Source organism: Marinifilum fragile JCM 15579 (assembly GCF_001310955.1).
GTDB lineage: Bacteria > Bacteroidota > Bacteroidia > Bacteroidales > Marinifilaceae > Marinifilum > Marinifilum fragile.
The window spans coordinates 1-24,899 of record NZ_BAZX01000022.1 but is presented as its reverse complement, the minus strand read 5'-3'; the positions used below and the strand labels follow the sequence as shown (position 1 = coordinate 24,899).

General features: G+C 36.2%; 23 protein-coding genes and 2 tRNA genes. 7 read left to right on the top strand and 18 right to left on the bottom strand.

Annotated features, from left to right (window positions below):
• Positions 1–82: 82 nt before the first annotated feature.
• The 7 genes from JCM15579_RS14620 to JCM15579_RS20300 are packed head-to-tail and all read right to left on the bottom strand — an operon-like array spanning position 83 to position 6,064.
• Positions 83–1,159 carry a M20 family metallo-hydrolase gene (locus JCM15579_RS14620; RefSeq protein ID WP_054721186.1) on the bottom strand — a complete coding sequence of 359 codons (1,077 nt, stop codon included), beginning with the start codon at positions 1,157–1,159 and terminating at the stop codon, positions 83–85.
• 7 nt (positions 1,160–1,166) lie between these two features.
• On the bottom strand, positions 1,167–1,943 hold the full coding sequence (argB, locus tag JCM15579_RS14615) for an acetylglutamate kinase (RefSeq protein WP_054721185.1): 777 nt from the start codon (positions 1,941–1,943) through the stop codon (positions 1,167–1,169).
• 33 nt (positions 1,944–1,976) lie between these two features.
• Positions 1,977–3,113: an aspartate aminotransferase family protein gene (locus JCM15579_RS14610; RefSeq protein WP_054721184.1), complete on the bottom strand. Its 1,137-nt coding sequence runs from the start codon at positions 3,111–3,113 to the stop codon at positions 1,977–1,979.
• Between the two features lie 15 nt (positions 3,114–3,128).
• Positions 3,129–4,094: an N-acetyl-gamma-glutamyl-phosphate reductase gene (argC, locus tag JCM15579_RS14605; protein WP_054721183.1), complete on the bottom strand. Its 966-nt coding sequence runs from the start codon at positions 4,092–4,094 to the stop codon at positions 3,129–3,131.
• 1 nt (position 4,095) lies between these two features.
• The gene (locus JCM15579_RS14600) at positions 4,096–5,295 is read right to left on the bottom strand and encodes an argininosuccinate synthase (RefSeq protein ID WP_054721182.1); all 1,200 of its coding nucleotides are present in this window, start codon (positions 5,293–5,295) and stop codon (positions 4,096–4,098) included.
• A gap of 30 nt (positions 5,296–5,325) precedes the next feature.
• The gene (locus JCM15579_RS14595; protein WP_245625921.1) at positions 5,326–5,913 is read right to left on the bottom strand and encodes a GNAT family N-acetyltransferase; all 588 of its coding nucleotides are present in this window, start codon (positions 5,911–5,913) and stop codon (positions 5,326–5,328) included.
• A 10-nt stretch (positions 5,914–5,923) separates the two neighbouring features.
• Complete coding sequence (locus JCM15579_RS20300; RefSeq protein WP_157471498.1) at positions 5,924–6,064, bottom strand: hypothetical protein; 141 nt, start codon at positions 6,062–6,064, stop codon at positions 5,924–5,926.
• Between the two features lie 841 nt (positions 6,065–6,905).
• On the opposite strand from JCM15579_RS20300, the gene JCM15579_RS14590 reads away from it, so the two are divergent.
• From JCM15579_RS14590 to JCM15579_RS14575, 5 genes are all read left to right on the top strand, one after another.
• On the top strand, positions 6,906–7,181 hold the full coding sequence (locus tag JCM15579_RS14590) for a hypothetical protein (protein ID WP_054721180.1): 276 nt from the start codon (positions 6,906–6,908) through the stop codon (positions 7,179–7,181).
• A 416-nt stretch (positions 7,182–7,597) separates the two neighbouring features.
• Positions 7,598–12,118, top strand: coding sequence for a glutamate synthase large subunit (gene gltB, locus JCM15579_RS14585; protein WP_054721224.1), 4,521 nt, complete (start codon positions 7,598–7,600; stop codon positions 12,116–12,118).
• Positions 12,119–12,203: 85 nt separating this feature from the next.
• A complete protein-coding gene (locus JCM15579_RS14580; RefSeq protein ID WP_245625919.1) occupies positions 12,204–13,259 on the top strand; it encodes a glutamate synthase subunit beta in 1,056 nt (351 codons plus the stop codon).
• On the top strand, positions 13,256–13,624 hold the full coding sequence (locus JCM15579_RS21575) for an FAD-dependent oxidoreductase (protein ID WP_245625917.1): 369 nt from the start codon (positions 13,256–13,258) through the stop codon (positions 13,622–13,624). Before JCM15579_RS14580 ends, JCM15579_RS21575 begins: the two co-directional genes overlap by 4 nt.
• Before the next feature lie 189 nt (positions 13,625–13,813).
• Entirely contained in the window at positions 13,814–14,317 is a 504-nt protein-coding gene (locus tag JCM15579_RS14575; protein ID WP_054721179.1) for a DUF6155 family protein, read from the top strand.
• Here JCM15579_RS14575 and JCM15579_RS14570 read toward each other — a convergent pair whose 3' ends face one another.
• The 8 genes from JCM15579_RS14570 to JCM15579_RS14530 all read right to left on the bottom strand — a co-directional run bounded on the left by JCM15579_RS14570 (position 14,318) and on the right by JCM15579_RS14530 (position 22,174).
• Positions 14,318–15,265 carry an NAD(P)H-dependent flavin oxidoreductase gene (locus JCM15579_RS14570; protein WP_054721178.1) on the bottom strand — a complete coding sequence of 316 codons (948 nt, stop codon included), beginning with the start codon at positions 15,263–15,265 and terminating at the stop codon, positions 14,318–14,320. It lies immediately after the preceding gene.
• A 72-nt stretch (positions 15,266–15,337) separates the two neighbouring features.
• Positions 15,338–16,228 (bottom strand): alpha/beta hydrolase, encoded by an 891-nt coding sequence (locus JCM15579_RS14565; protein WP_054721177.1) that lies wholly within the window; start codon positions 16,226–16,228, stop codon positions 15,338–15,340.
• Positions 16,229–16,403: 175 nt separating this feature from the next.
• Positions 16,404–16,485, bottom strand: a tRNA-Leu gene (locus JCM15579_RS14560).
• Between the two features lie 214 nt (positions 16,486–16,699).
• Positions 16,700–18,028, bottom strand: a complete 1,329-nt coding sequence (gene nhaA, locus JCM15579_RS14555) for a Na+/H+ antiporter NhaA (protein ID WP_054721176.1) — start codon at positions 18,026–18,028, stop codon at positions 16,700–16,702.
• Positions 18,029–18,250: 222 nt separating this feature from the next.
• The gene (locus JCM15579_RS14550; RefSeq protein ID WP_054721175.1) at positions 18,251–18,904 is read right to left on the bottom strand and encodes a response regulator transcription factor; all 654 of its coding nucleotides are present in this window, start codon (positions 18,902–18,904) and stop codon (positions 18,251–18,253) included.
• Entirely contained in the window at positions 18,905–19,834 is a 930-nt protein-coding gene (locus JCM15579_RS14545) for a sensor histidine kinase (RefSeq protein ID WP_054721174.1), read from the bottom strand.
• Positions 19,835–20,419: 585 nt separating this feature from the next.
• Complete coding sequence (locus tag JCM15579_RS14535; protein WP_054721172.1) at positions 20,420–21,358, bottom strand: universal stress protein; 939 nt, start codon at positions 21,356–21,358, stop codon at positions 20,420–20,422.
• 12 nt (positions 21,359–21,370) lie between these two features.
• Positions 21,371–22,174 (bottom strand): hypothetical protein, encoded by an 804-nt coding sequence (locus tag JCM15579_RS14530; RefSeq protein ID WP_054721171.1) that lies wholly within the window; start codon positions 22,172–22,174, stop codon positions 21,371–21,373.
• A gap of 191 nt (positions 22,175–22,365) precedes the next feature.
• Here JCM15579_RS14530 and JCM15579_RS14525 point away from each other — a divergent pair, with 191 nt between their 5' ends.
• Positions 22,366–22,635, top strand: a complete 270-nt coding sequence (locus tag JCM15579_RS14525; protein WP_157471497.1) for a hypothetical protein — start codon at positions 22,366–22,368, stop codon at positions 22,633–22,635.
• Between the two features lie 113 nt (positions 22,636–22,748).
• Positions 22,749–23,372: a YqaA family protein gene (locus JCM15579_RS14520; RefSeq protein ID WP_054721169.1), complete on the top strand. Its 624-nt coding sequence runs from the start codon at positions 22,749–22,751 to the stop codon at positions 23,370–23,372.
• 466 nt (positions 23,373–23,838) lie between these two features.
• Here JCM15579_RS14520 and JCM15579_RS14515 read toward each other — a convergent pair.
• The 3 genes from JCM15579_RS14515 to JCM15579_RS14505 form a co-directional block, all read right to left on the bottom strand.
• Positions 23,839–23,920: transfer RNA gene (locus JCM15579_RS14515), tRNA-Leu, on the bottom strand.
• Positions 23,921–24,074: 154 nt separating this feature from the next.
• Positions 24,075–24,425 carry a hypothetical protein gene (locus JCM15579_RS14510; protein WP_054721168.1) on the bottom strand — a complete coding sequence of 117 codons (351 nt, stop codon included), beginning with the start codon at positions 24,423–24,425 and terminating at the stop codon, positions 24,075–24,077.
• 47 nt (positions 24,426–24,472) lie between these two features.
• The gene (locus JCM15579_RS14505; protein ID WP_157471496.1) at positions 24,473–24,808 is read right to left on the bottom strand and encodes a DUF6686 family protein; all 336 of its coding nucleotides are present in this window, start codon (positions 24,806–24,808) and stop codon (positions 24,473–24,475) included.
• Between the last annotated feature and the right edge of the window lie 91 nt (positions 24,809–24,899).

The window sequence follows — 24,899 nt, the reverse complement described above, 5'->3', positions numbered from 1 at the left end:
AACCGTAAATTGTTCTATTTTCTTATCTACTTGTACGCCTTTGTCCCAAAGTTTCATATTTGTGTGATTTAAGTATTTTAGGTTATTTATTTGTTGTCAATTTTAATCCGTTCAACAAGTTATAATATTTTTCGATGCCTTGCCCAATTTCTTTCACATAGATAAACTCATCCGCTGTATGCGATCTTGCAGAATCACCTGGTCCCAATTTTAAGCTTGGAAACCCTTTCATAATTGCCTGATCAGATGTGGTTGGGGATCCATAATAGCCCATTCCTTGTTCTAAACCAGCCTGTATTAAAGGATGTTCCAAAGGAATACCTGATGAATTCATTCTAAATGATCTTGCTTTTACATCACTTTCAACATTTGCTTTAATGATCTCAAAAGCTTTCTCGTTTGAGTAATGCTCGTTGGTTCTAACATCTACAACATAGGTACATGATGCTGGAATTACATTGTGTTGTTTTCCTGCATTAATCTGCGTAACAGTCATTTTAACCGGCCCAAGCATTTCTGATTCATTCTCGAATTGGAAAGTGTGAAACCACTCAATATCTTTCATGGCAAGACTTATGGCATTAACACCTTCGTTTCTGGCAGCATGTCCAGGAACTCCTATGGCTTCACAATCAAGCACCATTAGTCCTTTCTCAGCAATGGCCATCTCCATTAGGGTTGGCTCTCCAACGATACCAACATCAATTCTTCCAATTTCATCCTGAACCAACTCAAAACCATTCTTACCCGATATTTCCTCTTCTGCTGAAGCACAAAACACTCGGTTGTATTCCTGATCGGTTTCATCCAGCGCCAGGAAAGTTGCCATTAGTGATACCAAACAACCTCCTGCATCATTACTTCCCAATCCGTAAAGTTTTCCATCTACCACTTCAGGATTGTAAGGATCTTTGGTCCACTTTTCGTTTGGTTTTACGGTATCCAAATGAGAATTCATTAGCAAAACAGGTTTGCCTTCATTAAAATTCTTATTGAATACCCAAACATTATTCCCTTTTCTATACACTTTATATCCAAAGGCTGATAACTTCTTATTCATCACATCAGCAACAAGATTTTCCTCTTTGCTAAAGGATTGGATCGAAATCAGTTCTTTTAGTGTATTTAGGGCGATATCTGTGTATTTATCTAAATTCATTTTTCTTCTATTGAATAATCTGAGTTCCTGATGAATGATTGTTCGCCATCGAAACAAAATTGCCAATGATTACCTCTTCAACACCTTGTTTAAGTGCGTAAAAAGCATTTTCTGTTTTTGGCATCATTCCAGTATTAATGCTGCCATCTTTTACCATTTGTGCACACTGTTCTGCATTTAAAACAGGCATTACACTGCTGTCATCATCGGCATCCATTAAAACTCCTAATTTTTCGAAACTATATACTAACTTCACCTTGTAGAAACGGCTTAAAGCAGCAGCAACTTCGGTTGCAATGGTATCGGCGTTTGTATTTAGCAATTGCCCTTTGCCATCGTGAGTAATTGGCGCAATAACCAAAGTAGAGTTGCACTCAATCTGTTTGCACAAAGCCAGTGTATTCACCTTCGTGATATCACCTACAAAGCCAAAGTCAATTGTTGGATGATTACGCTTTTCTGCCAGAATTAAATCCTGATCGGCTCCGCACATTCCCATTGCATTTACGCCTCTGGCCTGAAGTGATGCTACAATATTCTTGTTCACCAATCCAGCATACACCATGGTAACCAGCTTTAGGTTTTCAGCATCAGTAATTCTTCTGCCATTCACCATTTTGGTTTTCACTCCAAGTTCTCCTGAAAGATCCGATGCCAGCTTTCCTCCTCCATGTACCAAAACCACTTTGCCACTCAAGTTTGAAAATGCATCCAGAAAGTCATTCAACTTATCTGGATCATCAATTACGTTTCCTCCAATTTTTACTACAGTTAGTTCGCTCATTTCTCTTTACAATTTGGGTTTTACTACTTTGCGTTAAGCCGCACAAGTGCTTGCTAAAACACAATTAAACGCTTTAATGAATTGGTCTGCCTCTTTCTTTGTAATCGAAAGTGGTGGCAACAAACGAAGTGTGTTCTGTCCTGAAGAACCGGTAAATATTCCATGTTCTTTTAGGAGCTTCGTTCTAATTTCCGACATGTTTGCTATGTCGATACCAATCATTAAGCCTTTCCCCCTTATTGCTTTAATTGCTTTATTCTCTTTTAAGTTTTCCATTAAATAATTCCCTATCTCAACAGAATTATCCAATAGTTTTTCTTCTTCAATAGCTTCCAGTACGGCTGTTGCAGCTGCACAAGCCAGGTGATTTCCTCCGAAGGTAGTTCCCAACATTCCTTTCCATGCCTTGATTTCCGGAGCTATCAGAACTCCTGCAATTGGAAAACCATTTCCCATCCCTTTTGCTGTGGTAATGATGTCTGGTTTTACACCTGAATACTGGTGGGCAAAGAACTTTCCGCTTCTTCCAAATCCTGATTGAATCTCATCCAAAATCAAGAGCGCACCATTCTGTTCGCATGCTGATTTTGTTGCTTTCAAGAAATCGACACTTGGTTCAAAAACACCATTAACACCTTGAATTCCTTCTATGATCACCGCTGAAACATCACCTTTTTCAAGCTCTTTTACCAGGCTCTCCGTATCATTCATTTCAACAAAAACCACATTGTGCTTTGCATTGAATTCAGATGATAATTTTGGATTGTCGGTAACCGAAAGAGCTCCCCCAGTTCTACCATGAAATGCTCCTTTAATCGAGATTATCTTTGATTTCTGATTGTGGAATGATGCTATTTTCAATGCATTCTCATTGGCTTCTGCTCCCGAGTTGCATAAGAACAGGTTGTAATCATCATATCCGCTAAGCTGGCCCAATTTACAGGCCAGTTTTTCTTGTAATTCATTCTTTACTGCATTTGAATAGAATCCTAAACAATGCAGTTGGTTTTCAATTCTAAACATGTAATGTGGATGAGAATGACCAATAGAGATCACTCCATGTCCACCATAAAAATCCATGTATTGATTTCCTTTGTCATCAGAAAGTTTCATGCCCTTTCCGTTAACAAGATTTATATCGTAACAACTATATACGTCGAATAATTTCATTTTTCTTTCCTCCTTTTAAAAACCTACGGGTTTTAAGCCTAAGCCTTCTTTTTCATTCAATCCAAACATGATGTTCATATTCTGAACAGCCTGCCCTGATGCTCCTTTTAGTAGATTATCAATTACCGAAACAATCATTAATTTGTTTCCATGCTTCTCAATGTATAACACGCATTTATTGGTGTTAACTACTTGTTTTACATCAGGAACAACATTCGATATGGTAACAAAAGGATGTTCTGAATAATAAGATTGATATTTCTCTTTCGCTTCTTCTAGGCTCCACTCACAATCCGTATAAATGGTCGCCATGATTCCCCTGCTAAAATTCCCTCTTACCGGAATAAAGTTGATGGCTTTTGAGTAATCAGGCTGCAGCTGATGTACAGATTCAGTAATTTCCGCCAGATGCTGATGCGTAAAGGCTTTGTAAACCGCTACATTGTTATTCTTCCAGCTAAAATGAGAAGTTACTGTTGGATTTTGTCCTGCTCCAGTCGATCCTGTTATTGCATTTACATGAATTTCTTCACTTAATTGCTTTTCTTCTGCCAATGGAAGTAATCCCAATTCAATGCAAGTAGCAAAACATCCTGGATTAGCAATTCTGCTAGCTGTTTCAATGCTTTCCTTATTCAATTCCGGTAATCCGTAAACAAAACCAGCATCATTATTTTTAGGTCTGTAATCGGTACTTAAATCAATAATATACAAATCATTCGGCAAGTTATTCTGCCCTAGGAAAGCTTTGGTTTTTCCATGCCCTGAACAAATAAATATTGCATCTACCGCTGAATAATAGGCCTCTCCAAAAATTAAATCTGTATCACCAAGTAAATCCTTGTGCACATCTGTAATTGGATGCCCGGCATGGCTCGTACTCTGTACAAAAGCAATATTTACCGTTGGGTGCCAAACTAATATGCGTAGCAATTCTCCTGCAGTATATCCTGCACCACCTATAATTCCAACATTCACCATCTTATTGCTTATTTACTGTATGATAAATCTTAAGAGAATTGGCCAAAATATTTGTGAAGCCTTTTACATCATCTGCTGTCCAACCTTCATTACTTTCGCCATACTGACCAAACAAATCAGACATTAGATCGTTAGGTGATTCAATACCTTCAACAAAGAACTGTTTTGGGCTCATATTAATGAAAACTGTACCATTCACATTCTTTTGTGAATCAACAAGGAAAGTCTCCATATTTCTCATTACCGGCTCTAAATACTGTGCTTCATGAAGCAACATGCCATAGAAGTTGGAAATTTGTTCTTTCCAGTACATTTGCCACTTGGTTAAAGTGTGCTTTTCCAAAGTCTCATGAGCTTTTATAATCATTAAAGGAGCTGCCGCTTCGAATGCTACTCTACCTTTGGTACCAATAATGGTATCACCTACGTGCATATCTCTTCCGATACCGAAGGCTGCACCAGCTGCTTCTATTTTTTGAATTGCCTCTAAAGCGTGTGCTACTTTTTCGCCGTTAACCGCTACCAATTCACCTTCCTTAAACTCAATGCTTAATTTCTCTGGCTCTGTTTTTACAACTTGCTTAGGGTAAGCTTCCTCAGGCAATGGTTGACTTGAGGTTAGGGTCTCTTTTCCTCCAATACTGGTTCCCCAAATCCCAGCATTAATGGAATACTTCATTTTCTCGAAGTTCGCATGAATACCATGATCTTTCAAGTACTGAATTTCAGTTTCTCTGCTTAATTCAAGATCTCTGGTTGGAGTAATAATTTCGGCATTTGGAGCCATAATTTTAAAAATCAAATCGAATCTGATTTGATCATTTCCTGCACCTGTACTCCCGTGTGCGATATAATCTGCATTAATGGAATGAGCATATTGAGCAATGGCCATTGCCTGAAAAGCTCTCTCTGAACTTACGGATAATGGGTATGTATTATTTTTAAGCACATTACCCATAATCATGTATTTGATACATTTTTCGTAGTATTCTTTTGTAATATCCAGCGATACGTGTTCAACAACTCCCAATTGCTTGGTTCTATCTTCAATTTCAGCCAGTTCTTCATCACTAAAACCACCCGTATTTCCTAATGCTGTGTACACTTCCATCCCCAACTCCTTAGAAAGGTAAAGTGCACAATATGTTGTATCTAATCCGCCGCTATATGCTAATACTACTTTTTTCTTATCTGTTGTCATTGTTTTCTCTTTTTAGATTGATTGAATTGTTTATTTGCTTTCGTTTGAATTGGGTGTACCATTTTTACTCGGATCGAATAACATCCCTGTACAAAGGCACATTTTCTTATCCGTTCTTTGCAGAATATCGTAGTTCACACAACTACTACATCCTTTCCAAAATGATTCATCAGTAGTTAACTCTGAGAATGTTACTGGTCTATAACCCAAATCCGAATTGATCTTCATTACAGGAAGACTGGTTGTTAAACCAAAGATTTTAGCCTGTGGATATCGCTTCCTCGACAACTTGAATGCTTCTGCTTTAATTAATCTTGCTAATCCTACTGCTCGGTATTCCGGATCAACAATTAAACCTGAATTGGCAACATATTTACCATGCTCCCAAGTTTCTATATAGCAGAATCCAATTACTTTTAAGTCATCAAAAGCAATGATAGCTTTCCCTTCCTGAATCTTTTGTACCAGGTACAAAGGATTTCTTTTTGCAATTCCGGTACCGCGTATTTTTGCGGCCCTTTCAATCATATCGCAAATTTCTGTTGCATAATCAATATGTCTTAAATCTGCTACAATGACACTTATTTTTTGCTCAACTTCCATTAATGTGTCTATCATTTGTTAGTCTCTAGGTTTCCCAAAATAAAGCTACACCAGTAAGGCATAACCACTTGTTATTAATATCAATAAAGAATGTTTCTTTTAATTTTCCGTTGTTTAAAATCCGAAACCATCGTCGTCGGAGTTCTAAGGAGTTGTTTGTTTTCATCTTATTTTGTTTTAATTATTTCACACAAAAAAAGCCTACCGCAGGAACGGTAAGCTTAATACAGTTTATTATATATCTGACAATCAGATACAGCAAGCTCATCCGTCCCTCCAGGGTAACAGTTACTTCGCAAGTGGCGTCTGCTTTCTGTATAGATTATACTTTTCATTTTTATATTCTTTAATTCAATTGCTTTCAAATAGTTCAAAAAAAAGGCTTACCGGGAAAACGGTAAGCCTTCTATATATTGTTCTTAATCATTGATTACACGACAATAAGACTAAATCCGCTTTCCCTAAAGGTGCGCTCATTCGTCGTCGTCGGATGTAAAACAATTGAATCATTTGGTTCTTCTTATTAAATAAATTTCAAAAAAAAACTTTCCGAATTGGAAAGCTTGGGAAAAAATCATACCAACACTTGTCCTTATCGTTAAAATAAAGATCTAAAAATGCGTCGTCGAATGATTAATACTTTTTCCATGCTTCTTTTGACTTGTTGGGTACAAAGATAAGTGCAAAAAAAATTAAAATCCTAATGAAAAAGTATTTTTTTACTACACCCCATATTTAAAACCTTTGCGTAAGAAAAATAGAAAATATTTTCAAAAGCCTCATTTAAATTCAAGGGTAAGCCTTTTATTATCCCATTTTGTAGAGGTTTTGGCTGAGAACACATTCAACTTCCAAATATAAATTAAGATACATTAGTCTTTTTTATGTTCTCACCCTTAGCTTAGTTAATGATTTTTAACACTTTAAATGTTGATTTTTTTCAAACCATTTATAAATTGCGCCGTAGAATTGCTTTAGTTGTCAAAAATTAAATAGTTGAAATCATTATGGAGTGGAAAAAAATTGTTGGATTTGTGTTGTTTGGTTTAGCTGTTGTTACTTTTATTCTTACTTTCTCTTTTCCTTTTATTCTTGCCGGAACTAAAAAAGTTGTTTTCTTTACTGCATCTGTTTACGTCTTAAATAAAGTATTCTTTTATTCTTCTTTGTATATTTTGGGTAAACAATTTATTACAAAGATTGGAAAATACCTTCCTAAATGGATTGAAAAGAAACTTCTTAAAATTTTAAAAGTTCAACCTGTTATTGAAACTGCAAAATAATGATAATATCCTTTTTAGGATATTTTTTTTGCTCAATCATCAAAACTTAACATTAATATAAAATTACCAAAATAGGTAATTTTAAAATGTTTCTTTATGGATATTTCGTAATCAACTGATTATCACGAAAACCTTTGCGAGAAAAAAATATGACATTTTTCAGGTTTTAAAACGTTTGCGAATAAATACTAAACAATAATAGTTGTTTTAAAGCATTTTTTTAAGCTATATTTGTTGCAACGGATTAGACAAGCTTAAATTTTTATCACTACATTTTCAGAATGTATTCTTAAAGACAGCGACAATCGGATTCATTGTGTCGCTACTGAATAACAGAGATAGTTGGGGACTTTCTCATTGCTCAGTGTCTTCAAAAAAGAAAAATCATGGCCTGGCTTCGCACTTAAATAATGCCTATGCGAAACCTAAGACCAAGTCGACAGGGTCTGTACGACCCGATGAATGAACATGACAATTGTGGAATTGGCTTTGTAGCCAATATTAAAGGAAAAAAATCGTACGAAATTATTACGCGCGGTCTGGAAGTTCTATGCAATATGGAACACAGAGGTGCTCGTGGAGCCGATAATGTAAGTGGAGATGGTGCAGGCATCTTGATGCAAGTGCCACACAGTTTTTATAAGAAAATTGGCATTAAACTTCCATTAGCCGGTAAGTATGGAACAGGACTCATTTTCTTACCACAGGACGAAACAGAGGAGAAATTTTGTATTGAAGTCTTAATTCAAATTCTGGAAGAAGAGGGATTGGAATTTCTTCAATTACGTGATGTCCCAACAGACACTAACGCAATTGGGGTAATTGCAAGACAATCGGAACCCGTAATTAAACAAATCTTTATTGGTGGAAACTACGAACAAGATGACTTAGAACGTCGTTTGTATCTTGCCAGAAAACAAGCCGAGAGCTATGTTAGAGCTACCAAGATGAAAGAAAAAGAGATGTTTTACATCCCAAGCTTATCATCTAAGGTAATTGTTTACAAAGGAATGTTTGCCAGCGATCAACTTGGAAAGTATTTTGGCGATTTGCAGGATCCAAGAATGGAATCGGCCATTGCCATGGTACACTCCAGATTTAGCACCAACACCTTCCCTTCATGGGATTTGGCGCAACCTTTCCGCATTGTTGCTCATAACGGAGAGATTAATACCATTAAAGGTAACCGTTTATGGATGCAGGCTCGTGAATCTCTTTTAAAGTCGGAACTTTATGGAGAAGACATAAAAAAACTATTCCCAGTTGTAGAGCCAAACAAAAGTGATTCTGCTTCATTCGATAATGTTCTGGAATTCCTTTTCTTAACAGGTAGAAGTTTACCTCATGCCTTAAGTATGATGGTGCCTGAATCGTGGAATGAAAAGAATCCAATTCCAGATAGTTTAAAGGCCTTTTATGAGTATCATTCAACCTTTATGGAACCTTGGGATGGTCCTGCATCTTTGGTATTCTCAGATGGTAGATATATTGGAGGTACCTTGGATAGAAACGGATTGCGTCCATCTCGTTATGTCATTACTCAGGATGATATGATTGTAATGGGCTCGGAAGTTGGTATCCAAAATTTTAAAGCAGAAGAAATCAAGGAGAAAGGAAGATTGCGTCCTGGAAAGCTATTATTGGTAGATACTCAATTGGGTATTATCATTCCTGATCAGGAGGTAAAATCACAATTGACTTATAGAAATCCTTATCAAAATTGGCTAAAAGAGAACAGATTGGATCTTAAGGCAATTCCTGTTGAAAAAAGAGTACCATCGGACATCGGGGATCATTTCGAAGTTTGCAAGGATGTATTTGGTTATTCCAAAGAGGATTTTGAGCGCATTATTTTGCCTATGGCTACAGGCGGTCAAGAACCCGTTGGCTCAATGGGTAATGACTCCCCTATTCCAGCCTTATCAGAAAAACCTCATTTGCTTTTTAACTATTTCCGTCAGCTTTTTGCACAGGTAACCAATCCACCGATTGATTCTATTCGTGAGAATCTGGTAATGGATTTGACCAACTATATTGGAGCGGTTCAAAAGAATCTGTTAGATGAGACACCACAGCATTGTAAGTTGATTCGATTCAAGAGTCCATTGATTACGAATACAGACCTTGGAAAAATCAAGAAGTTGAGACATGAGGAATTTAGACATGCAACGCTTGATATGCTTTTCAAGGCTGCCGATAATGGTCAAGGTCTTGAATATGCTTTGGATTCCCTTTGTAAGCTTGCAGAAAAGGCTGTAGATGATAAAAAGAACTATATCATCCTTACCGATAGAAATGTAAGCAAAACAATGGCTCCTATTCCTGTTTTGTTAGCTGTTGCTGCTGTTCATCACCACTTGATCAAGAAGCGAAAGAGAATGCAAATTGGTTTGGTTGTTGAAACAGGAGAAGCTCGTGAGGTAAATCATTTCGCGCTATTAATTGCTTATGGTGCCAGTGTTATCAACCCATACATGAGTTATGCCGTAATTGATAAGCTTGTAAAAGAAGGTAGAATTAGCTTAGAATATAAGTCAGCTCGTAAAAACTATATCAAATCTGTGGACAAAGGATTACTTAAAGTGATGTCGAAGATGGGTATCTCGACTATTGGAAGTTACTTGGGAGCACAAATTTATGAGGCTTTAGGTATCAGTAATGAAGTAATTAATAAGTATTTTACAGGTACTGCATCAAGAATTGGTGGAGTTGGTTTAAAGGAGATCTCTGAAGAGATGCTATGTCATCATAAGAAAGCATTTACTGAGAAAGATCCTTTTGAAAATCAGGATTTATTAACCACCAATGGAAGTATTCATTACCGCAAAAACGGTGAGAAACACAGTTGGAATCCAGAATCGATTGGTTTATTACAATGGTCGACAAGAACAAACAACTATGCCAAATACAAAGAGTATTCGAAATTAGTTGATGCAGAAACCAGAAATCCAAACTTCTTGCGCGGATATTTCGATTTCAAATCAAATCCTATTGATATTTCTGAGGTTGAGCCTGTAGAAAATATCATGAAGCGATTCTGTACCGGTGCAATGTCTTACGGATCTATTTCAAAAGAAGCACACGAGGCATTGGCAATCGCCATGAATCAGATCGGTGGTAGAAGTAACACTGGTGAAGGTGGAGAAAGTGCCAAAAGGTTCTTCTCCAGCGCACGCAGCTCTATCAAGCAAATTGCTTCTGGTCGATTTGGTGTGAATACTGGCTATTTGGTGAATGCTGATGAGCTACAAATTAAGGTAGCACAAGGTGCAAAACCAGGCGAAGGAGGACAGTTACCGGGCTTTAAGGTGGATAAGATAATTGCCAAGTTGAGAAATTCAACACCGGGAATTACGTTGATCTCTCCTCCTCCACATCACGATATTTATTCAATTGAGGATTTGGCACAGTTGATCTACGATTTAAAAAATGTGAATCCAACAGCATGTGTAAGTGTGAAATTAGTATCTGAAAACGGTGTTGGTACAGTTGCTGCTGGTGTTGCCAAAGCCAACGCTGATTTAATTGTAATTAGCGGTGCCGAAGGTGGTACAGGTGCAAGTCCATTGAGTTCCATTAAAAATGCAGGTTTACCTGTAGAACTAGGGCTAGCTGAAGCTCAGCAGACATTGGTACTTAACGGCCTTAGAGGAAGAATTAAACTACAAACCGATGGCCAGCTGAAAACAGGTAGAGATATCATTTCTATGGCTTTATTAGGAGCTGAAGAGTTTGGTTTTGCCACAAGTACTCTGGTAGTTTTAGGTTGTGTAATGATGCGTAAGTGTCACCTAAATACTTGTCCTGTGGGAATTGCAACTCAAAATAAAGAGTTAAGAGAAAAATTCCTTGGACGCTCGGAATGGGTAGTAAACTTCTTCACTTTCCTTGCAGAGGAATGTAGAGAGTTAATGGCTGAGCTTGGAGTTCGCAAGTTTGATGATTTGGTTGGTAGATCAGATCTATTGGTAAAACGTAAGGATATCAAGAAATGGAAAGCAGATACAGTTGACATTCAAAACTTATTACACTTACCAGAAACTGATGGACATGAATTGTGTGGTGTTAATGCTACAATTAAATCGATTGGCGAGGTATTGGATCATGAACTAATCAAACAAGCTGAAAAGGCCTTACATGATGGTGAAAAAGTATGGATTGATTCGAAAATTAAGAATACAGATCGTACAACCGGTGCCATGTTATCAGGTAAAGTTGCGGCTTTAAAACCAAAACGAGAATTAGAAGAGGACACCATATATTGTCGATTTAGAGGTTCAGCAGGACAAAGTTTTGGAGCATTCCTTGAGAAAGGTGTGACATTTAAACTGGAAGGTGATTCAAATGACTATTTCGGAAAGGGTCTTTCGGGTGGTAAAATCGTGGTTCAACCACCAAACAAAACTACGTTTAAACCTGAAAAGCAGATTATCATTGGTAATACTGCTTTGTATGGGGCAACAAATGGTGAAGCCTACATTAGAGGTATGGCAGGAGAACGTTTCTGTGTGAGAAACTCTGGTGCGAAAGCTGTGGTTGAAGGCGTTGGGGATCATGGTTGCGAATACATGACTGGTGGTCGTGTAGTGATCTTGGGACCTACTGGTAGAAACTTTGCCGCAGGTATGAGTGGTGGTATTGCCTATGTTCTGAATATGGAAGGACAATTGGATTATTTTTGTAATCAAAGCTTAGTATCTCTTGAACCAGTAGAAAATCTGCAAGATATACATGAGCTTCAAGGCTTGATACATCAACATTTACTTCTAACTCAAAGTAGTGTTGCCTCTAATGTTTTAACTCATTGGGATGAATATCTTCCTCATTTCGTTAAGGTAATTCCTTACGAATACAAGAAAGTATTGGAAGAGAAGAAACTGATGAAGATTCGTCGCAAGCTGAAGCAGGCACAATCACAAACAGAGGTACATGAGTAAATCAATAAACAGAGAACAGTTATCAATGAACTATATTGTTTTACAGATTGATAACTGTTGACTGATAACTGTAAATTGAAAGATTATGGGAAATCCGAAAGGTTTTTTAGAGATAAAAAGAAAAGAGGCCGGTTATCGTCCGGTAAGAGATAGAATTGGAGATTTTGGAGAAGTAGAACAAACTTTGAACTTGGAAGACAGAATTGATCAGGCATCAAGATGTATGGATTGTGGCATTCCTTTCTGTCACTGGGCTTGTCCAACCTCAAGTAAAATACCTGAATGGCAGGATGCAATTTATAGAGAGAATTGGGAAGAAGCAGCTCAGATTCTTCAGTCCACCAATAGTTTTCCTGAGTTTACAGGAAGAGTATGCCCTGCTCCATGTGAAAAATCATGTGTGCTGTCATTGCATAATTCACCGGTTACCATTCGCGAAAATGAAGCATCTGTAATTGAAAAGGCATTTGATTACGGATATATCAAAGCTAGACCTGTTGCCAAAAGAACAGGTAAAAAAGTAGCGATTATAGGATCTGGTCCTGCAGGTTTGTCCGTAGCCGATCTTTTAAACCAAGCCGGACACAGCGTAACAGTGTTCGAAAGAGATGATGCCATTGGTGGTTTGCTAAGATATGGTATTCCCGATTTTAAACTCGACAAACATGTTATTGATAGAAGATTGGAATTGTTTGTTGAAGAGGGAATTGAATTTAAAACCAATCAAGATATTGGTGTAAATGTATCATTCGCTGACTTGGAAAAGGAATACGATGCCATTTGTCTTGCAATTGGAGCAATGAAACCACGTGACTTACCTATCGAAGGCCGTGATTTAAGCGGAATTCATTTTGCTATGGACTTTCTAAAACAACAAAACAAAGTGGTTCGTGGTGATGAATTTAGCAAGCAGGAAAGAATCTCTGCTAAAGGTAAAAATGTGGTAGTAATTGGCGGTGGTGATACAGGTTCTGACTGTGTGGGGACATCAGTACGCCAAAAGGCAAAATCGGTACTTCAAATTGAATTGTTACCTAAGCCACCAGCAGAAAGAGAGGAACACAATCCTTGGCCTTACTGGCCAAACACTTTAAGAACCTCAAGTCTCATTTGGAAGGATGTAAAAGACGTTGGTCTTTGAGTTCGAAGCAATTTAAAGGAGAAAATGGACAAGTTAATCAACTTGAAATTGTACAAATTGAATGGACAAAAGATGCCCATGGACAATTTCAGATGAAAGAGATTCCAGGTACAGAAGAAACAATTGATGCGGACTTGGTTCTATTGGCAATGGGCTTTGTTCATCCGATACACGAAGGATTGGTAAGTGAATTGGGTTTAGATTTGGATGCAAGAGGTAATATTAAAACCGATATCCAAGGCAAAACTTCTAACTCAAAGATTTTTTGTTGTGGTGATGCCACTACTGGTGCAAGCCTTGTAGTACGTGCTTTGGATAGCGGCAGAAAAACTGCATATTCAATTCATAAGTATCTAAGAAAGTAGAAAATATACAATAAGCCCACACAAAGCATAGGCAGTTGAGTTTAGGAACCGATAGGTAACAAATCATTAACTATCGGTTCTTTTTTTAGATTACTTCTGCTAATCATGGATAACTAACCTGTAAAATGCCAATGGTCAATTCTTGATTCAATTGCTATTTATCTTACCTTTGGATTTCAATTTCCTGATATGAGCAAGAAAGACTTAAAAGAATACATTCATCACCTCACTAAAGAACAATTACAAGATCAAATAATTGATTTGTATACCAGATTCAAAGATGTTAAGGAGTTTTATGATTTTGCTTTTAATCCCAAGGAAAACAAACTGATGGAGGAATGTAAATTCAAGATCTCCAAAGAATATTTTCCTGTTAATGGCAGAAAAGCAAAAATGAGACGCTCTGTTGCTCAGAGCTACATCAGGCACTTTAAAAGATTAGGTGTAGATTCTTCCTTAATTGCTGATATCATGCTCTACAATATTGAAGTGGCTCAAACCTATACAACCGAACAATTTATCAAGCAGGAATCATTCTATAAAAGCATGCTTAAATCATTTCAGGAGGCCGTGAAATACATTCGTGACAATAGTCTGGATAATGAGTTTAAGGCTCGATTGAATAAGATCGTTGATGAATCGATAGATCAAAACTGGATGAACAGCAAAGGATTTATGATGGCTTACAAATAATTAATCTTCAATTAAATCATTTATAATTTCCTTTACGAATCGAACCTCTCTAATTGCACCAATTGCTGGTCCTGCACACCATACATTGTCATATCCTGCTTTGAATGCGGATTGCTGAACTTTCCTCATTCCTTTCCATGCCAATATCATTTTAGCATACTTCTTCAATTGCGGACTATTATGAATCATCCATTCCAGAATATTTTCCTTTGTTCCTATTTTTTGTACATATGGAGTGTTGATAACGGTTAGTGGAGATCCTGTTAGCTTTGTAATTTTTATAATATCATCTGAACCAAAATTTACAAGAGCCTGTTTGTATTCATTACTCACAGGAGACTCATGACTGGCAATAAAAATGGTTCCTACAGATACTCCTGCAGCACCACATTCGATTATAGATTTAATATCATTGCAATTGGTTACCCCACCAGCTGAAATGATAGGAATATTTATTTCTGCTCTTAATTGTTGAATCAAATCTACAGCTTTTATACTACCACAATGTCCACCTGCATCAGAATTAACGGCAATTACAGCATCAGCGCCAAGTTGTTCTACTTTCTGTGCATACTTCACATCAACCACGTCGCAAAATACTTTAATGCCTAAAGGTTTGCATTTTTCAATTACTTCACGCGGACTCCCTAAGGAAGTGATGATATAATCCACTTTAAGATCGAGAAGCGTTAAGAGTTGTTTTCGGTATTTCGGATTGGACTTATTGACAATTAAATTAAATCCAAAAGCTTTATCATTGCTATTTCTGATTGTATATATAGCATTACGCAGTTCCTTGTCAGTCCTATAATTGTGTGCAGGTATTGCACCAGTACAGCCCATTTCCAAGGCTGCAATAATCATATCAGTATTCGACACCAAAAACATAGGTGCCATCAGAATAGGATGTTTGATGTTCAGAATTTGAGAAAGTGTTTTTGCTGTCATATCCTTAAGATACGAAATCCAACTAATCCAATAAACAAAAAAAAGACTTCCAGAATGGAAGCCTTAACTGTCTTATTTCTTCATAACAAAAGAAATAGGGATATGCAATCTTTTGCACCAGGAAGCTTCGGAGTGGTTCTCTCCTTCAAATTCCATTGTAATCCAGTTCTCTTTTGAGTATCCTTTCTGTCTCATGATTTTATCTACCTCCATCTGTAATGGTTTGTATAAGCTATCAAGGGTTTCCGTTCCATAATCAAAATAGATTTTGTGATTTTCCGGAGAAGGTAGATTGTTTTTCAGGTAAGAATAAAAGGCTTCTGGAATTTTGTTATCACTTATTTTAGTATCACCTGGCCAATGAGTAGATATACAAGCCGCAGCCTCAAATACATCAGGATATTCACAAATGGCATACATCGAAATTAATCCTCCCATGCTGGAACCTGCTATATATGTATTGGCTTTATCGGTTTTTACAGAAAAATTCTTGTCGATAAAGGGTTTTAATTCTTTGGTTAGAAACTTTAGGTATTCGTCTGCTCTCAAATCTCCCAATAAAGTATCTTTCAACTGTTTTTCCAATTCCAAGGGTAAATAGCTGGCCGCTTTTTCAGGAAAATAATCACTGTGACGATATTTACCTCCATTCCAAACTCCAACAACAATGCAATCTTCTATAATTCCCTCATTAATTAGTTTAGAAACCACTTCATCAACCATCCATTCCTGTTTGTTCCAACTTTTAGTTGCATCATATAGCATCTGACCATCGTGCATGTATAAAACCGCATACTTTTTATCCGCTGTATATCCGTCTGGCAACCAAACATCAACATTTCTAGGAACTATATATTTTGACTCAAAGTTTTCAAACCTTTTTATGGTTCCGCTCGCAACTTCAGGCAATTGTGCATTGGTCGATAATGAAAAACACAAACAGACTAACAATAAAATCCTCATATCAACAAGTATTAATTTAGTATCAGAAACCCAATTTGAACAGGAATAAGCAGATTTACAAATTTTAAGTACAAATGCATTGATTCAGCATACAAACTACCAGAATAAGCCATAAAGAGCTTTGAGAGATATACAAAAAAAAAGGACCAACTATCGTTGATCCTTTTCGTTCGAGTGCGGATGAAGGGACTCGAACCCCCACGCCCGAAGGCACTAGATCCTAAGTCTAGCGCGGCTACCAATTACGCCACATCCGCCTTGCGTTTGATTGCGATGCAAATATGGTGGATTTTTTCTTTACTACAAAATATTCTGATAAAAAAATATCGCCACACTCCCCTATTTTAGGGCTATTCAATACTAAACTACCTGATAAACAAGTAAATTATATGACATTATTTTTTCAAAAAAAATAGCCGAAGTGTAAACTTCGGCTATTCATATAAACAATGAAAACTTATGAAAAAATTATTATTGATTTTTAGATAATAACTTTAGTATTAAAAAGCCCGTTATTCCGGAGAAGAAAGAGGCAATTAAGACTGCTAATTTTGCCAAACTCAATACTTCACCATCCGTAAATGCCAATTGAGAAACAAAAAACGACATTGTAAATCCTATTCCTCCCAGGAAACCAATCCCAAGTATTTGTGACCAACATATTTCACTTGGCTTTTGTGCCAACTTCATTTTAACTCCAATCCATGAAAACAGGAATATTCCCAACGGTTTACCTACAAAAAGCCCTGCAATAATTCCAATGGATATGGGTTCAAATACTCTACTTGTTAATTCTGTATCAATTATTACCCCGGCATTTGCAAATGCAAACAAAGGAACAATTAAGTAGGCTACCCATGGATGGAACGAATGTTCCAATCTTTGCAGTGGTGATATCACTTTTATACAAATACTCTCAATAGAACTAACTGAAGACTGTATGAATTTCTCGTTTGGCTTCTTTGAAAGCTTAGATATTTTTGTTTCCAGGTTTTCCAATAACTCTTGATTTGAACCAATAAATTCGAATAGATTTTTACTCGCTCGTGCTGGAATTGTAAGAGCCAATAGAATTCCTGCCAAAGTAGCATGCACTCCCGATTTTAAAAGTACATACCAAAGAAATACTCCAAAAATCAAGTAAACCGGTATATTTCTAATTTTAAGATAATTAAAAAACCATAGCACGGCATAAATTCCACCGCCGTATAATAAATATATCCAATCTATTTCGCTGGTATAATACAATGCTATTACTATTACAGCTCCAATATCATCTACAATAGCTATGGAAGTTAGCAACAATTTAAGCGAAATTGGAATTCGTTTGCCCAGTAGAATCAGAATACCTAACGCAAATGCAATATCTGTTGCCATTGGCACTCCCCATCCATGTGTTCCAGACCCTTGTGTATTAAAACTTACATATATTAATGCTGGAATTAACATCCCACCAATAGCTGCAAAAATTGGCAAACTTGCTTTCTTAATCGATGATAATCCACCGGTTAATAGTTCTCTTTTGATTTCTAACCCAACCACAAAAAAGAAAACTGCCATTAAACCATCATTGATCCAATGCAGGAAAGACTTTTTTAGACTCCAATCACCGAACTGAACTCCAAAATAATTGCTCCAATAAGCAATAAAAGATTCTCCTATGGCAGAATTGGCCAATACCAAAGCCATAACGGTAAAAAACATTAAAACAATACCACTAAACGCTTCTAATCGTACGAATTCAACCAAAGGATCTTTAATCCTATGAAATAATTTTTGCTTTTTTAAAAATTGAATCATCTTTCCCTAAAATTTAATACTAATACCGAATGGTATTTAATCCCAAAAGCTTTCAGGATTAAAATATAAATGTTGTAACAATATCGTTATCCAATCAAATGGATTGCGAAAATATCAAGCAGAGATGGCAATTACAATGGGGTTTTCCCTACTTCACACCCAATCTGGAAGAATAACAATTGAGGTCAATCAATTGTTCTATAATAAAAAATATAGTTAAGCCTAAAATTTAATGATTTGGTGCTTAAATGCATAAATTACCAAATTAACAGTATTAAAGGTTCCCGTTTTTTGAAACAAACTGCTTTTGTGTTTTTCAATGGTTTTAATACTTAAAAAAGTAGCCTCGGCAATTTGCTTGTTGGCATAACCTTTACAAATTAGCTCCAATACTTCTTTTTCTCTTTCTGTAAATTCAGGCAAATTATCTTTCTTCTCTTTCTTTTTGCGAAGCATGTTCAACTTACCCGATAATAGACTTACAATTTCATCAGAAAAATAATTTCCTCCTTCATATACCTTCACAATCGCCTTTTCGAACTCTTCAATCTCAGCACTTTTTAGCATATACCCTTCAACACCAGCCATTAACATTTGTTCAAGATAATCATCATCAAGAAATGTGGTTAAGGCAATAATCTTTAGATCCGGATACATTTCAAGAGCTTTCTGACTTGCCTCTACCCCGTCAAGCTGTGGCATATTGATGTCCATAAAAATAATATCGGCCTGTTGATCAGTAATTAATGAAAGAAACTCATTTCCATTTGAAGCTTCGGCGATGACTTCCACAAAAGAAAAGCTCTGTAGAAGCATACGAAATCCATCTCTAAATATCTTGTGATCGTCAACCAGTATTATTCTTATTTTATCCATCTATTTTTGATTTGATTTACTCAGTGCAAATTGAATTTTTATCTTAAACCCTTTATCCTTTGAAGTTTGTATTTGATAGGTTCCATTAATGGATTCAACTCGCTCAATAATATTTTGCAACCCCATGCCTTTTCCATCTATGGTTTTCAACCTCTCTAAATCAAAGCCAACACCGTTGTCGGAGTATTGTAATACCAAAATGTTTTCGCCAGATAGTTTTATTTGAATATCTGTGGCCTTTGCATGTTTTAAGGTATTATTTATCAACTCGCTGCATATGCGATAAATCACCACTTGTGTACTTTGAAGCGGTTGCCCTTTAAAGTCATTTACATGCAAGGTAACATCCACATTATCAAGATTGTTGATTTTATCCACCAGGCGTTGCAGGGATTCCTGAAGGTTGTACCTGTTTAAAACAGAAGGATTCAGGTTATTAATAACTTCAGATACCGTATCAAGCGCTTGTTTTGACAGCTGGTTGATTTGTCGTACTTTATCCAGGGAGTTTTTGTTATCTATTAACTCTTTTCCAAGCATTTTACCATACAATCCGATACTGGAAAGTAAGGCTCCAAGCCCATCATGCAGCTCTCTGGCGATTCTTTTTCTTTCGCGCTGCTCCACTGTCATCGTGTTGCGTACCAATTGCAAATGAGCATTGGTTAAAGAATTCATTAAACGAATCACCAGAAACAAACTACCTAAAAGTAGGATCAGTATAAAAGCAAGTAGGAAAAAGATATTTCGCTTAAACTTTTGGTTGGTTTGATAAATGTAAAGGTGCAAGGCTTTCTCGTAATTTGCGAAAGTTTTTGTAAACGCACTAACACTTTGTTTAAGATTTTTACCTTGCGATGGAACCTGATCATTTCTAACTATTGAATCAAAATCAAGAATTGAACTCTTTACTTCCATTAGTGCAATCATGAAATTGCTATTCTCGCTTGTGTTGAATTCAAATTTTTTGGAAGCAATAATTTGAATATTTTCGATATTCTGATAGACTTTGGCAAATAGAGAATCGATAGCGAAGGATATTGTAGAATTTGTGTCCTCCTGGTAATCGCCATACTTGATTCGAATATCATATACCTTGTTTCAATCTTTTCTGAATTTTCAACCAATGCAATATGCTCATTATCCAGATCAGAGCTACGATCTAAAATATATAAAATAGCAGCTATGGCAATAAGACTGAAACCTATTAAAATCAGGGCAATCTTTTGCTTTACAAAAAACCTTCTATTCATTGAAAAATATATCCAGAATTACATTTAAGTCAAATCTACTAAATATTTTATTGTAATAAATAGTTGGCAAGAAGTTATCGTCACATTTTAATCCAAGTGATCAGAAAGGAAAGCTTCCAAAAACTAACTATGGTTTCACTATCTCAATGCCCTATTGGAAGCTTTCCGAAGAAAATCATTCGTATATCCCCTAATAATCAATTATAATTTATGATTTTCCTTTCTGATCTGCTTTGGTTGGTTTGTGAATGTATATTTGTAACTACCACTTAAATGCTTTATTTGATATTCTATCTGAGAGAACCACTTGCTTGCTGTTCATCATTAGCAAATTGGAAACAAATCCTTCATCTTTTACTCCCAGACTAAAAATTGGTCGGCTTGAACTCTGTAAGAAATCACTCAATAGTCTTTCGCTTGGTGAATTGCTAAACATTAAATCCTGAAAACCCTGAACCAATAGTAAATCGGCTTGTGTTTTTTTTGCAGATTCAATCAAAACATCACTCCTGGTATTGCTTTCTTTCTCCACAACTTCCACCGAACACTTTACCCCTTCATTCTCGATCAGGTGCTGCATAATTTGGGTTTTCTTATAAGCTAAACTTCTTTTAAGCTCAATATTAACGGTTAATGCAGCAAGCAATTTTATTTTCGCATTGAATGTTTTTCCCAGCAGTATCGACCAGTTCACCAAATCTCGCGATTGTCTTGAAGTATCTACCGGAACCAACACATTTCTAATGCCACTTCCTGTCCACCTGTCATTTACGCTCATAATCGGACATCTCGACGCTCGTATAATCTGGTTTACACTATTGCTATTGTATCTTTCGGCCAAACCATCAATTCGGTTGCTTCTGTTTAAAATGACCAAATTGAAAGATTCGGAATCTATTATACTTTTGATTATTTGTACATGATTACCCACTTCAACTCTAAGATTCACATCTTCTGGTATTCTTCCCCTAAAATGCGTTTTTGCAAAGCGTATTAAGCGCACCATTCCTCTTCCCTGAAGGCTGTTTTTTAGACTTGGCTGAAATACATTAGATAAACCTCCCACCTTCTGAACCACGTGCAACAATGTAATTTCAGCTCCAAACTGTTTCCTAAAAAACAAAGCTTGTTTAAAAGCTGTAGTACTTTCAACAGCTAAACTTACTGGCACCAATATCCGATTGAATCTATTTGCTTTCATCCTCACCCACTTTTAAAAGTTATCAACAGTTATTCCCTTACTCTTAACAAACCACTTATCGAAATAGCTAATAAGATTTTTCTCTTCGCACTTTACTTTCTTATCATTATATATCCATAACACACAATCATTTCTGTTTAGTTCCAGTTTATGATCTTTTGAAAGATTTTCGAACCTTACAGAGGCATTAGAACAAGCTGATGAATACGCTTTCACCAAATTTGCCTTATCATGAATCGAAATGTCATTTATACTTAAACCTACATGAACATCGCATTTCTGAGTCATGCAGATTTTTTGCAATGGACCAAGAATCGCTTCCGAAATTTCTGAATTCGAATTGCTGATACAAATACTCTTTACACTTCCTGCTGACTTACAATTTTGTAACACATAAAGCGGTTGTTTAACCGAAGTAAGAATGTTTTTAAACCTCGGATTGCGCTGTAAATCATTGTAAAAATCATTTAAAGCAAACACCACCTGCCAGGAATACTGTTTATACATTTCAGTATTAAAAAAATCAGTCAATTCACCTTCGTATGATAACAACTCTATATCTGCAGCATCCAAATGATAATTCTTGACTGCATCTGCTTTTAAAGCTTTTAATTCCCGATCAGAAATATCTTTTAAGATAGGAGCCAAATCTCTTACCATTGATGCTCCATATGACGGTTTTTGCCATGTTTGAATAAAATATATCTTTGAACCTTTATTGTAAAGATATTTCATAGCAAAATCTATTGCAGAATGATTTCCTTCTGAGAAATCTGCCAGTATCAATATTTTGTTGTTATGGTTCCTGTTCATCATCGCATTCTGTTTTGACACAAAGATATGACGGTGTGCAAAGCTGCGAAACAGGCGTAATCCTAAATCGTATGGGGGCTTTCCCTACTTGTTAAAGTTTCATAATTTTCGTTCTCAAACAGCTTGTTGTATATCTATTTTTAATACTTTTGCCTATCATGTTATCGAAAATGAAAGAGAAATCAATATTTGTTATGCTAGTTAGTTTACTAGTAGTATTGGCTACCATGCTGAATTCAATTGATATTCAGCAGGAGACTTCTTTTTCTTTTAGCATGGAAAATTGTTCCGATTTACAAGATACATCTTCTGATTATGAAGAGATGGACACCGAAGAGTTTGATGAGTTTTCGAGATGTAATTTTACTTTCTTTGCGAATGTAATTCTTCAGGAACATTTATATGAGTGTCAAAAATCCAGCACCAAAGTCTTTCGATTAATTACACCGCCACCTCAGGTGTAAACCAGCGCTTCATCTTATTTATTGCCATTTATAGCTCATCAATTCAATGAGTTAGGTAGTTCATGTTTAATTTTTAGATCTCTTGCATTCGGTGCAAGAATTACAGTTGTTTTATGAAATTACAACCAAGCAAAAAGAGCCGTAAACCAAGACTTGTGCTCTTACACCAGTACTATTCATATACTGGATTTTATAATTTTATCATTTCAAATCTTAAGAAAGCAATTCTTCCATTACTTCTGATTGTGGGATTGTTGTTCTTTCTGGAATACTATGTACTCGATTTTGAGAACCTCTTCTATACAACTACTAAGGATTTGCCTACCATTGGCCTTTTAAGCGTATTCTTTGTTTCAGAATCTTTACTTGGATTAATTCCACCAGAACTGTTTATTGCATGGGTTAAAACCCTTCCTAGCCCAATTGTTTACCTGTCGATATTGGCGCTTCTATCCTATTTGGGTGGTTGTGTTTCCTATGGCATTGGACGATTGGTTTTGCGCATTCCAAGTCTGAAAAACTGGATTGAAGTAAAAATAGGCAAGCACATTCAAAATATTAGAAAATGGGGCGGTTTTCTGATTATTGTAGGAGCATTACTGCCAATCCCATTCTCCATTGTAAGTATTGCTTCTGGAATTATCCGATTTAGCTTTAAAAAGTACTTGTTCTATGGATTATTCCGCTTTCTGCGATTCTATATATTTGCGATTGCCATATTTCGATTAATGAGCTAATCAGGGAGCAATGAACAATTATCAATTAATAGTGAGCAGCAAGCTATAAAAAGAGTACAAGAAAAAGTCCTTTTTAGGGGATGTAGGGATAGAATAAAAAAAAGCCTGTTTTTAAACTGATGCTTAGCTGTAAATTATATTTGTAGATACGGTGTAAATGCCGTATTTACAAAATCAATTTGTGAACTTTTCTTTACACGCTTATCAAGTATATAAAGCAGCCTGAAACATCACAGCGGAATCATGGATATAAAAACATTCATGATTCAAGGGAAAACGCCCAGTAATGAAAGTTTTTCATACTTGGTGGTTTTGTTATGTGTGAAAGTGAATAGCGAATTACATGAAAGTGTTTTATCGCATTGACTTTTCAATTTTACAACTTTTCCACTTTTCACCATTCAAACTTTTCAAGACTTTCAGAAAACAAAAAAGGACCAACTTTCGTTGATCCTTTTCGTTCGAGTGCGGATGAAGGGACTCGAACCCCCACGCCCGAAGGCACTAGATCCTAAGTCTAGCGCGGCTACCAATTACGCCACATCCGCCTTGCGTTTGATTGCGGTGCAAATATGAGTATTTTTTCTTTTCCCACAAAATTCTTTTGGCTAAAAAATCTCGCCAAACCCTTTGAAAATGGAAGATTCAGCCACAACACACTGATTTTCAAACGAAGATTTTTTATGAAAAAATTCACTTTAATTAGTCAATTGGCTTCATCACAAAAACACCATAGCACTCGTGATGATCGTAGCTGTGACCTACAATTTGGTCTTGAGAATTCAAGATGCCTTCCCAGGTATCCAAATGATATTCAAACTGCTTTTCACAATCTAAAAGCTCCACATTTGTACCTGTTACGCTAAAGTTGGCGCCATCGAAACTTCCTTCCACATCTTGCTGAACACGAAAAGGAGTTTCTCCTTCTATTCGTTCGGTATAAACTACAATCCCGGTAAGCTTCTCTCCTTCTTGGGTAAATTCGGCAAAACCTTCATCGGTACCAAATCCAAAATCTTCGTTAAACGACCAACGTCCTGTAATGTTCTTCATCAATTTGAGGTATTTAATAAATGAGAAACAAAAGTAGGAAACATTATTTAGTTTAGACTAAAATCAATCTCAAGTTTCGACATGTTGATAATATTTGTATCGAGCTGTAATAGACAAAGTCTTTTTAAATCTTCTAATTCACCAGAGTGCAACATGAAATTACAGCTACCACTCCCAATAGGGATTACAATTTTTCTTTGATAAGGCGAATGAGCATTCTGCTTTACCACCGACGCAATATTAATATCTTGAAGATATTCTGCAAACTGATAATATTTATCCTTACTCGGAAAGTTGATATTTATATTATTGAATTCCAAATGGATTGACTTGCAGGAATCACATTTAAATAAACAGCCATTAGACGTTCTGTTGTATATCATACTGTTTTTTATTTAGATTAATTACACAAATTAACCGTAAAATTGCAGCTTTAACAATACCAATATGTTGGGATATTTTAAAATCCAAACC